This window comes from Kordia aestuariivivens (assembly GCF_014397005.1).
Lineage (GTDB): Bacteria > Bacteroidota > Bacteroidia > Flavobacteriales > Flavobacteriaceae > Kordia > Kordia aestuariivivens.
Genome location: NZ_JACGWS010000001.1, coordinates 36,730 through 48,714, shown reverse-complemented (window position 1 = coordinate 48,714; position 11,985 = coordinate 36,730). Strand labels below are relative to the sequence as shown.

Genomic DNA, 11,985 nt, shown 5'->3' with positions numbered 1-11,985 from the left:
TTTTTTCTAAGTTAGTCTTACCTTAGACCTTCATGCTGATTCCAAATTTGAGCAAAAATACGAATAGCGTTTAATTTGGGAAATGTTACTGAACTGTTAATTTGTAATTTATAGCAATTCTAAATAACATTTGTGGTTTAAAGTTCGTTAGTATATTTTACATTTGTATAAAATTGTATTCATTATGAGATTTTTAGCTTTAAAAAAGAGCACCATTTTAGCCGTATCGGCATTTTTTTACTCGGGAGTTGTTTGTGCACAACAAGCAGAAATTAATATTTCAAAAGACCCAAAAATTGATAAATTACTTACATATCAGAAAGAAATCAACCAAGAAACAGATAATAATAAGCGCTTTAAGATTCAGATTTTTAATGGAAATCTTAAAAATGCGCAGCGATCGAAATCAAGATTCGAATCTAAATACAGCGACATTAGCGTAACTATTAAGTTTGAGACACCAAATTATAAAGTTTGGGTAGGCGATTTTAGAACAAGCCTAGAAGCAGACCGTTATTTGTTAGAAGTCAAAGAAACGTTTCCTAACGCTTTTATTTTTTCACCATTAAAGAAGAAGAAATAGTTTTTTTAAAAAAATTATTATTGTTGTCTAAAAAAGATAAAAGACCGCTGCGCTGTTAGATCATAGAATAAAGACTAAATGGTAACCAATACTATTTCTACCATAAAATACCACATGCTATCTCGCTCTTTTTAATCACTCCTTATTCACAAAGATGCCTTAGAAATTCTTTGACAGCAAAGTTTTACAAGAATGGGAAATGTTTTATTAGACACTAAAGAAATATTATAAAAAAAAGGATCGCAAATTGCGATCCTTTTTTTTGATTGTATATCTACAAAGTTTATTTCAACTTTTTCTTTACGGCTACTTCTTGGAAAGCTTCTACAATATCACCTTCTTTAATGTCATTGTAATTTTTCACTTGCAATCCACAATCGTATCCTTTGCTTACTTCTTTCGCATCGTCTTTGAAACGTTTTAGCGATGATAATTCTCCTGTAAAGATCACAACTCCATCACGAATTAATCGAATGTTAGAGTTTCTGAATATTTTACCATCCGTTACCATACATCCAGCAATTGTACCAATTTTAGAGATTTTGAATGTTTCTCTAATTTCAGCATTACCTGTGATTTCTTCTTTCATTTCTGGAGACAACAATCCTTCCATTGCATCTTTCACATCGTTGATAGCATCATAGATGATAGAGTATGTACGGATATCGATTTCTTCTTTGTCAGCAACCATTCTTGCATTTCCTGCTGGTCGCACATTAAATCCAATGATAATTGCATCAGAAGCACTTGCCAATAATACATCACTTTCAGTAATAGCTCCAACTCCTTTATGAATGATTTTTACTTCAATTTCTTCCGTTGATAGCTTTTGGAATGAATCTGTTAAAGCTTCTACCGAACCATCCACATCTCCTTTTAGGATAATGTTTAATTCTTTAAAGTCTCCAATTTTGATTCTTCTACCAATGTCAGTTAATGTTGTACGACGCGTAGTACGAACAGATTGCTCACGAAGCAATTGTGTACGTTTTACAGCAATTTGCTTTGCGTCTTTTTCATCATCAAATACATTAAATTTGTCACCCGCTTGTGGCGCTCCATCTAATCCAAGTATTGATACTGCTGTTGACGGATTGGCTGTTTCAACTTTGTTTCCTCGCTCATCAAACATCGCTTTGATTTTACCACTTTGCTTTCCAGCTAATAGGTAATCACCAATTTTTAATGTTCCATTTTGCACAAGAATTGTTGATACATATCCACGTCCTTTATCTAAGAATGCTTCTACAACAGTTCCGACTGCGTTTTTATCTGGGTTTGCTTTTAGCTCTAATAATTCAGCTTCTAGCAATACTTTTTCAAGTAAGTCACCAACACCTAAACCTGTTTTTGCAGAGATATCATGTGATTGAATTTTTCCTCCCCAATCTTCTACAAGTAAGTTCATACTTGCAAGTTTTTCTTTAATTTTTTCAGGATTCGAAGTTGGTCTATCAATTTTGTTAATTGCAAATATGATAGGGACTCCAGCCGCTTGTGCGTGACTAATCGCTTCTTTTGTTTGTGGCATTACATCATCATCCGCAGCAATTACAATAATTGCAATATCTGTTACTTGCGCACCACGTGCACGCATTGCTGTAAAGGCTTCGTGACCTGGTGTATCTAAAAATGTGATTCGTTGCCCATTTTCTAGCATTACTCCATAAGCTCCAATATGCTGTGTAATTCCTCCAGATTCTCCTGCAATTACATTTTCTTTACGAATGTAATCTAGTAAGGATGTTTTACCATGATCAACGTGCCCCATTACGGTTACAATCGGTGCTCTTGGTCTTAAATCTTCTAGTGCATCTTCTTCTTCTTGGACTGCTTCTTCAATATCTGCCGCAACAAAGTCTACTGTAAATCCAAATTCTTCTGCTACAATAGTTAGTGTATCTGCATCTAAACGCTGGTTCATGGTTACCATGATTCCTAGCATCATACATTTAGAGATAATTTCGTTGATTCCAACATCCATCATTGTAGCAAGTTCACCAACAGTTACAAATTCTGTTGCTTTTAATACTTTGCTTTCTGCTGCTTGTTGTTCTAAATCCTCCTCAGTTTTCTGTCTACGAACATCTCTTTTATCTCTACGATATTTTGATCCTTTAGACTTACTACTTTTTCCTTGAAGTTTTTCAAGTGTTTCACGTACTTGTTTTTGTACTTCTTCTTCTGTTGGCTCAACTTTAGCAACAAGAGCTTTACGTACTGGTCCGCGACGATTAGCTGGTCCACGACCTCCGCCACCGGAGGTTCTGTTCCCTGGACCTCTATTTCCACCACCTGTACGATTGTTGTTATTGTTATTTCCTCCTGCACCAGTTTTAGAAATACGCTTACGCTTTTTCCTTTTGTCTGCTTCGGATTCTTTTTTACTATCTTCTTTTTTCTTCTTGGCTTTGTTAAATTGTGTCAAGTCAATTTTTTGACCTGTCATTTTTGGACCAGAAAGTTTTTGATATTTGGTCTCTATTGTCTTTTTTTCAGGTTCTGCAGCTTCCTCAGTTTTTACTTCAGCTGCTGGAGTAGCTGGAGTTGGAGTCACTGGAGCTGGAACAACAGGAGCAGCCGCCTTTTTAGGCTTTAGATCAATTTTTTGAACTTGCTTCGGCTTTGAGAATGAAGGTCTGTTAGAGGCAACTGTCGTTTCTTTTTCAGTTTTTACAGGTGCTTCTACTTTTTTAGGCGCTTCTGGTTTCTTTGCTACTTTTGGCGCTTCTTGCTTAGGCGTTTCTTGAACAGATTGAACAGGTGCTTTTGGTGCTTCTGCAACTTTTTCTTTTACCGATTCCGATTTGTCTTTTTGAGGGTTCAAATCTATTTTACCAATCGTTTTCGGGCCAGATAAGTTTGCTTTTGCACGCACTACTTTTTCACGCTCTTCTTTTATTCGTTGCGCTTCTTCTTGTTCTTTTACAAGTTCTTCTCTTAGTGCTTCTTTCTCCTTCCTTTTCTCTTCTCCTAGCTCTTTAGAAGCCACTTTTTTACTCTTGTCAGTTTGAAAACCGTCAAGTAGCACATTGTATATTTCTCGCGATATTTTAGTCGTCGGTCTTTTTTCCACAGAATGTCCTTTCTGCGTTAAAAAGTCGACAGCTCTATCGATCGAAATATTTAATTCGCGTAGTACTTTACTAAGCCTTATTTTGTTCTCTTCAGCCATAAGCTATTCTAAATTTTACCCTCTTTTTATATAAAAAATTGCTTTTTTATTAATCTTCAAATTCTTCTTTAAGAATTCGTATTACTTCCCCAACGGTTTCTTCCTCTAAATCGGTTTGCTTCACAAGGAAATCCAATTCTTGATCTAATACACTTTTTGCGGTGTCTAAACCAATTTTCTTAAATTCTTCAATTACCCAAGCTTCTATTTCATCTGAGAACTCAGTTAACTCGACATCTTCTTCAGCACCTTCACGATATACATCTATTTCATATCCTGTAAGTTGTCCTGCTAATCGAATGTTAAATCCACCTTTTCCAATTGCTTTTGAAACTTCTTCTGGTTTTAAGAATACTTCAACACGCTTCGTTTCTTCATTAATTTTTAATGAACTTACTCTTGCTGGACTCAGGGCACGTGTTATATATAATTGTAAATTCGTTGTGTAATTGATTACATCTATATTTTCGTTCCCTAATTCTCTAACGATTCCATGGATACGAGAACCTTTCATTCCCACACATGCTCCCACAGGATCAATTCTATCATCATAAGAATCTACAGCTACTTTTGCTTTTTCACCTGGAATTCTTACTACTTTTTTCACTGTTATTAATCCGTCAAAAACTTCTGGAATTTCTTGTTCAAATAATTTTTCCAAGAATTCTGGTGCTGTTCTCGACATGACAATCATAGGCTTGTTTCCTTTAAGCTCTACTTTATCAATAATTCCTCGTACGTTTTCTCCTTTTCGGAAGAAATCGGAAGGAATTTGATTTTCTTTTGGCAACACAATTTCATTTCCTTCATCATCTAACAATATAACAGCTCTGTGTCTTATGTGATGCACCTCAGCTGTATATATATCTCCTACTAAGTCTTTAAACTGTTTGTAGATTGTTGTGTTATCGTGTTCGTGTATTTTAGAAATTAAATTCTGACGTAATGCTAAGATAGCTCTTCTTCCTAAATCAATCAACTTTACTTCTTCAGATACATCTTCTCCAACTTCAAAATCTGGCTCAATTTTTCGTGCTTCTGCCAATTCAATTTCTTGGTTTGGCTCTTCTACTTCTCCATCAGCAACTACGATTCTATTTCTCCAAATTTCTAAATCTCCTTTATCAGGGTTTATAATGATGTCAAAATTATCATCTGATCCAAATTTCTTTTTTAATGCATTTCTAAAAACATCTTCTAATATCGCCATTAGCGTTACACGATCTATTAGCTTGTCGTCCTTAAATTCCGAAAACGACTCAATCAATGCTATATTCTCCATGACATGTCTTTAATTAAAATGTTACCATAACTTTAGCTTTTATAATATCTCCATAAGGTATTTCTTGTTCTTTCTGAACTGTTACTTTACCTTTTCCAATGGGTTTTGGCTCGCGCGCTTTCCATTGCAATTTTATTTTTTCATCATCCGTTTCAACTAAAGTACCTTCTACTTTTTTGTCGTCTGTGGTGATTACTTCTAATTTTCTGCCAATATTTTTTTTATATTGACGAATATGCGTAATTCCTTCTGAAACTCCCGAAGAATAAACTTCTAAAGAGAAATCTTCTTCTTCCCTATCTAGGTTGTGCTCTATGTTACGACTTACCTTCATACAGTCACTTAATGTAACTCCATTATCGCCGTCAATCACAATCACAATCTTGTTTCCCGCTGTAATCTCCTTGGAGATAAGAAATAGTGATTGATCCTCATCAAGGACTTCTTGCAATAAAGTATTAACCTTTTCTTTAAACATTTTTTAGTATGAAAAGAGGGGACTTATGTCCCCTCATTTTTAATCTTTTCGTCTTATAACGGTGCAAATATACACATTTTTTCTAATCTTAAAAACTATTCAACCAAAGGATTTTTATTTGTAACTTTAGTTATTATCTTAAAATCTAATAGTTACATGAAAAAAATTCTCCTTCCAACCGATTTTTCTGATCAAGCTGAATATGCTTTAAAAGTTGCGGCTTCTTTAGCTAAAAGAAATGGTGCTACTATTTATTTGATGCACATGCTAGAACTTCCTTCACATCTTTTGTCTGGAGACACAAATTTGAACGTCCCAGAACAGTTGTTATTTATGAAGATTGCACATGAGCGTTTTGAGAAAACCATGAACCAAGATTTCATGAAAGATATTAATGTAGAAATTACTGTTGAGACACATAAAGCTTTTGATGGAATTACACAGGCAATTCGTCAGCACGATATTGATTTGGTGGTGATGGGATCAAGTGGTGCTACTGGTATTAAAGAAATGTTTATTGGGTCGAACACAGAAAAAGTTGTGCGTACAGCTGACGCGCCCGTTTTGGTAATAAAGAATGCTATTGAGGATTTTAATGTTACCAATTTTGTGTTTGCATCCGATTTTACTGATGATCAGAAACTTGTGTTTGAGCAAGCAATAGATTTTGCAAATATTTATGGAGCTAAACTTCATTTACTGTTTGTGAATACACCTAACCGTTTTGTGACGACTGCTGCCGCAGAAAAGAAAATGAAGGATTTTATTGTTGGCTTTGAAGACTTTAAGGAACATGAACTACATGTGTATAATGATGACACAATTGAACATGGAATTTTAAACTTTTCTCGATCTATTGATGCCGATTTGATCGGAATGAGCACACATGGAAGACAAGGCTTGGCGCATTTCTTTAACGGAAGTATTAGCGAAGATTTGGTCAATCATGCATTGCGTCCTGTGATTACATTTAAGATTTAAAGATTGAATGATTCAAAAAATTAAAAGAGTCTTATATAAAAAAATCCCAATCGCATTGATTGGGATTTTTAGTTTTTTTAGCGTTCATTATGTTGAAAGTCAACTTGATATTCCGGATTATATATAAATCCGTTAGATCCTATATCATGACAGTATTCCACTAAGTATTCTCCAATAAAATCATCGCCATCATTAATCGTAAAACTGATTGGAAGATTGAACCCAAAAGTTCCAGCTCCTTGTGTCGCTAAACTATAGGTTAGTGTTGCCGTGAATGTTTGTGTGCTTCCACCGTCAGATTCAAAACATGCAACTTTCATTCTATTTCCATCCGCCACTGGATTTGTAGGAGATGCAACTCTGTCCCAAATGATGGAACTAAAGTTAGGATAGTGCCATGAGTAATCGCCACGCACATTATTTATTTGACCCGTACGTAAGTAACTCAATGCAGAACCCGTAACAGTTACACCTCCATTTTGTAAAGTATAGTTTGCGCCATCTGCCCAAATGATTACAAAGAACCATTCACCTTTACCTCTCCAAAATCCATCGTAATCATTTTGTGTTCTAAAACGCCATAAATTTTCTGTTCCGCTTTCACAATCACGTTCGCAAGGCTCGTTACATGTTGGTGGTGGTGGATATCCACTGCCGCCACCTCCGCCGCCTGGCTCTTCATCTATTGGAACTAATTTAGAATTTGCATTTACAGCACCCGAATTCACTTTTACAGATCGTCCATCAGCATACGAGAACAATACAACTCCTGCATCATCTCCTGTTTTGTTTATAGCATCATCTTCGTTGATGTATACTTCACTGTTTCTAACAATGAATGCATTTGAAGTTAACTCTTCACTTATAGATTCTGAATGTAAGGTTCCATTTTCATAGTAGTAAATCATTTCCATTGGATTCATGTCATCAAAACCATTGTCTACATATACACGATTGGAAAATTTTTGCGATTTCGCATCACCAATGAGTAAGACAGACATCGCAGGATTTGTTTTTAAATAATCTTTGATTTTTACAGCTGATTTTTCTCCATCAACATCTTCTAACAGACTATTTAAAGAGTTATTCCCAAATCCTTTTGCTTGCGTTTCCCCTTGCATTCCTACGTAGAATTCTTGCTCGTAATAACCTGTACTTTGCAATTCCAGCGCTTTTTCCTGCAACGCTTCATTCATTCCTGAATGTTTGTTGATTGCTATGGATACTAAGCGTGCATATTCAAACAATCCTTCGTGAGCTGCTGATTGTTTTGCCAGATCAGTTTGCTCTATTGTTATTGATTCTTCATCTAGGACAGCTTCATCTTTGGAACAAGAGTTCATAAAAATTAACATTGCTGCTAGAAAGAACAGTTTTATGTTTGTTGGTTTCATAATTATTTGTGATTTTTTGGTTTTCCGTACTCTTTTGATTTTGAAAAAAATCAGGATTTTTTGGTTTCTCCTTTTTTTTGATTAGTTATTTGTAGCACATACAGTTCTGTCACATTGCGTGTGTCGCCAAGAATCACACGAAGTTGTTGGCTTACATGTTAAACTTGCTGGCTGCGGTATTGGACATGCCACAAAGAAGGAAACAGAGGTTTCTGCATTTCCACCTGAGATATTGAAGTTGGAAATACGCGTTTTATGTAACATCAATTTGTGTAGATCAATTTTCTTTTTTTTCATAATTTCTGATGTTTGATTATTATTTTGTGAAGTGTTGCAACAATCCAAATGTAGGGTGCTTTTTTGCTGAGAAAAAACGATTATTCTCACCATTTATGAATTGCATCTATCAATTTATAAATTGCAAGATCATTTTGAATTGTAGTTTTATTAAGACTTTTTACGACCAAAAAAACTATATTTATAGAGATGAAACCACTTTTTAATTTTTCTATCTTTTTCATTACGCCGAGAAGTTGGCTTTCCACTTTCGCAGTTGTATTATTTTCTTATTTGCAAAAACAATTGCTTTTTGTTGTGCTGTTTTTGCTTGTACTGAATGGTGTATCTGCACAAGAAGATTCAGGTTTTATACTTCCTGATTCGCTTCAACAGAAAACATACACAACGTTGCGCACTTCGTTTGAGCGTGTTAAAAATGATTCACTTCAAAGAGTTTTGTATGCCGAGTCCTATCTGGCGAAAGCCACAAAAGAAAAAGATGTATTACAGATGACTATTGGGTATGAATTGTTGGGCATTGCGCATAAAAATGATTATCGAAAAAGTTTTAGATATTACGACAAAGGAATCGCTTTAAGCAAAACACTAAAACACGAGCGCTATCCGGCTGTTTTGTATACTTATAAAGGCGCAGTTTCGTATTCAAAAGGAAATTATAAGGAAGCTTTAGAGAATTATTTACAAGCTATTGACTACACAGAAATGAACGAGAATTTAGAGCTGTTGTCTGCAAATAAACATAATGTCGGAATTTTAAAGAAGCGACTGGAATTGCACGATGAAGCTTTACTTATTTTTAAAGAGTCTTACCAACATGATTTGCAAAATCCAAATCGCGATCCAAATGATTTTATGCGTTCGTATTTAGCATTGGCAGATGTGTATACACTAATGCATCAGGTTGATTCTTCACGAAAATACAACTCCGAAGGCATTAAGATTGCTTCAAAAGAGAATGACACTAAAGTGTATAATTTTTTAGTGTTTACCGAAGGACGAAATTTGTTTTTGGAAGGAAATTACCAAACCGCTATTGATAGTTTATCTCAAACGATTTCCAATTTTGTAGCAAGCACCGACAAGTTACCACTGATTGATGCTTACCTTTTTTTAGGAAAAGCGCATGATTCTTTACAACAAAAAGAGATTGCCATTTCGTATTACAAGAAGGTAGATTCCGTGTTTTCACTAAATCCGAATCATATTTCTACGCGTGTAATGGAAAGTTATGACGCATTATACTCTTATTATAAAGAACAAGAAGATAAAACGAAAGCTGTGTTTTATATTGAAAAGGCTTTGTTTGCCTCAAGTCAACTTAGTAAAGATTATCGTCGTTTAAGCGCAAAGATTGCCCAAAAATATGACAGACGTGTGCTACTTTCTAAACAGAAACAATTGAATGAAGAACTAGAGAATAAAGATAAACAATACAACAGCATTGTACTTTTAGCTATTGTATTGTTTGCTGTTTTTTTATTAATTTTGATTGGGTTTTACTCGAAACAACAACGCTTACGCAAGCGTTTTCAAGAGTTTGTAAAAGCACATGAAACGAGCGTTTCCAATGAAAAAACAGTTGTTGATAAACTCGATGTAAAAGAAATTGGTGTTCCTGAAGAAGTAATAAATCAGCTTTTGGAAAAATTACAGCATTTTGAAATAAAGAACACTTTTATTACGAACGATATTACACTGACAGGTTTGGCAAAGAAGTTTCAAACCAATTCTGCATATTTATCAAAAGTGATCAATACGTATAAGAATAAGAAGTTTGCAGCGTATTTGAATGATTTACGCATTGATTATGCTATTGATAAAATTCAAAACGATAGTCAGTTTTTACTATATACTATTAAGGCAATTGCTTTAGAGGTTGGATTTAATAATTCGCAATCGTTTGCCAGAGCTTTTAAACGAAAGACAAAGATGCAACCTTCCGATTTTATACAACAAGTAAAACACTCAAATTCTTAGAAACACTGTTTTATAACACAAATCGAAGTGCAATTTATAAATTGCAACTACCTTCCTGTAAAACAGCATTATAGTTTGCAAAAGTTGTACTAATTTTATGATAAATCATTAAATTTATTTGACCATGAAATTAAAAACAACAACTTTTCGATTACGTTTACAAAAATCTAAAATTGCGAATCTTACACATGTACTCGCATTAAACGGTGGACTAAAAGATGACACGAAACGGACAACAGATGTCGACTCTATTCCAAAGACGGAACCAAATGAGTTTGTAGATCTGTGTCAATCAACAAATCCTTTTGTTTGTTAATATTTCTCAGCAATTATATTATTTGACTAACAAAAAAAATCCCAATCAGTTACGATTGGGATTTTTTACTTTTCTTCTTTCTCCTTTTTCATATCCTTACAACATATTCGCCATAATATTGAAGAGATTGGCTTTGGTTGTAAAGTATTTGTTTTCAAGCTCAATGGCTTTGATTTTGTTTTCTATAAGTTTTGCTTCTCGCGAATTGACTAGGAATAACGAACTTTCTCCGAGGAAAAATTTTCGCTCTTCCGCTTGAAGCATCACTTCATAATCATCTACCAATTCTTGTGTGAGTCGGTTTTGCAATTCGTACGAGGTGATTTCTTGTGTAACTGCATTGATTTTGTTTTTGAGTGTTACACGTGTTGTCGTGCGTTCAAATTCTAAATCTTGTAATTTTAGCTTTGCCAAACGCAAATCGCCGCGTTCTTTTCGCAAGAATAATGGAAAGCTGATATTTAAACCCGCTTTGTAGTTTTGCGTATTGAACGTTCCGGGTTCATCGGGCGTTTCCGATAAAAAATTGTATTGCAAATCAATTTGTGGCAATAACATATTTTGCTTTAGACGCTTGTTGAGTTGTAAACTTTCATACTTTAAATTGAGCGATTGTATTTTTGGATGCGCTTCCACATCAAAATCTTCATTGTCAAACGCCGTTACATTCAAAATTTCATCAATGCGCTCAAAAGTGGTTGTATCTGGACGAATGCTTTCTTTTAATTCTACTGGCGTGTTATTATTTAACCATAAAAAGTTAGACAACTCCAACGACGATTTCACATACATAATACGCGTCTTTTCCAAGTCTAATTTTCGTGTATTTAAGGTCAATCGTGCTTCTAACGTATCAATAGCAGCTCTTTCACCTTCTCGAAAACTTGCTTTGATTCCGTTAAAACGCAATTCTGCATTCGATAAGAATGATTGGTACACTTGGTTGTTTCGATACGATTTTAACCATTTAAAGTATGTAATCGCTGCTTCATACAAAATTTCGTTGACCAATAATTGCTGATCTACTTGTGCTTGTTGTGTGAACAATTTGGCTTGCTTCAACATTGCCATTCGCTCGTTGATCAATAAACCTCTTGCCAATGAAACCGAAACGCCTGCGCTGTACAAACCGTCTGTTGGCACATTAAATTCAGGATTCAAAAATTCGCCTGTATTTTCTTCAAAATTTGCTTTTAATTCAATTCCATACCACGTTGGAATTTTGAATGTTGCGTTGAGTTTATCGTAATATGCTGTGTTCTTGAATTTTTTTCGATTGTAATCAACTTCCAATTTAGGATCAAATGCACCACGTGCTTTTAGCAATTTTGCTTCACTTTCGTTAATGATCAAATTTGCTTGTTTCACAATGGGATGATACGTTTTTACATACCCAAGATATTCATCCAGAGACATGATAGAGTCTAATGGATTTTCAATTTGAGCAGTGACGTTTCCACTGAAAAGAAATACAAGTAAAAGAAAGATGTATCTCATGA

At 34.7% G+C, this 11,985-nt stretch carries 9 protein-coding genes; 3 read left to right on the top strand and 6 right to left on the bottom strand.

Annotation, left to right across the window (positions count from 1 at the left end; all coding sequences use genetic code 11):
* Positions 1-184 precede the first annotated feature (184 nt).
* The gene (locus H2O64_RS00185) at positions 185-583 is read left to right on the top strand and encodes an SPOR domain-containing protein (RefSeq protein ID WP_187560115.1); all 399 of its coding nucleotides are present in this window, start codon (positions 185-187) and stop codon (positions 581-583) included.
* A gap of 283 nt (positions 584-866) precedes the next feature.
* On the opposite strand, the gene infB is transcribed toward H2O64_RS00185, so the two are convergent.
* The 3 genes from infB to rimP are packed head-to-tail and all read right to left on the bottom strand — an operon-like array spanning position 867 to position 5,518.
* Positions 867-3,758: a translation initiation factor IF-2 gene (infB, locus tag H2O64_RS00180; RefSeq protein WP_187560114.1), complete on the bottom strand. Its 2,892-nt coding sequence runs from the start codon at positions 3,756-3,758 to the stop codon at positions 867-869.
* A gap of 49 nt (positions 3,759-3,807) precedes the next feature.
* Positions 3,808-5,040: a transcription termination factor NusA gene (gene nusA, locus H2O64_RS00175; RefSeq protein ID WP_187560113.1), complete on the bottom strand. Its 1,233-nt coding sequence runs from the start codon at positions 5,038-5,040 to the stop codon at positions 3,808-3,810.
* A gap of 13 nt (positions 5,041-5,053) precedes the next feature.
* On the bottom strand, positions 5,054-5,518 hold the full coding sequence (gene rimP / locus H2O64_RS00170; RefSeq protein ID WP_187560112.1) for a ribosome assembly cofactor RimP: 465 nt from the start codon (positions 5,516-5,518) through the stop codon (positions 5,054-5,056).
* 156 nt (positions 5,519-5,674) lie between these two features.
* Here rimP and H2O64_RS00165 point away from each other — a divergent pair, with 156 nt between their 5' ends.
* On the top strand, positions 5,675-6,499 hold the full coding sequence (locus H2O64_RS00165) for a universal stress protein (protein WP_187560111.1): 825 nt from the start codon (positions 5,675-5,677) through the stop codon (positions 6,497-6,499).
* A gap of 77 nt (positions 6,500-6,576) precedes the next feature.
* Here the strand turns inward: H2O64_RS00165 and H2O64_RS00160 are convergent, their stop codons facing one another.
* Positions 6,577-7,893, bottom strand: coding sequence for a hypothetical protein (locus H2O64_RS00160; protein WP_187560110.1), 1,317 nt, complete (start codon positions 7,891-7,893; stop codon positions 6,577-6,579).
* A gap of 81 nt (positions 7,894-7,974) precedes the next feature.
* Positions 7,975-8,190 carry a hypothetical protein gene (locus H2O64_RS00155; protein ID WP_187560109.1) on the bottom strand — a complete coding sequence of 72 codons (216 nt, stop codon included), beginning with the start codon at positions 8,188-8,190 and terminating at the stop codon, positions 7,975-7,977.
* 189 nt (positions 8,191-8,379) lie between these two features.
* Between H2O64_RS00155 and H2O64_RS00150 the strand changes: the two genes are divergently transcribed.
* Complete coding sequence (locus H2O64_RS00150; protein WP_187560108.1) at positions 8,380-10,170, top strand: helix-turn-helix domain-containing protein; 1,791 nt, start codon at positions 8,380-8,382, stop codon at positions 10,168-10,170.
* Positions 10,171-10,582: 412 nt separating this feature from the next.
* Here the strand turns inward: H2O64_RS00150 and H2O64_RS00145 are convergent, their stop codons facing one another.
* On the bottom strand, positions 10,583-11,983 hold the full coding sequence (locus H2O64_RS00145; RefSeq protein ID WP_187560107.1) for a TolC family protein: 1,401 nt from the start codon (positions 11,981-11,983) through the stop codon (positions 10,583-10,585).
* Positions 11,984-11,985: the final 2 nt, after the last annotated feature.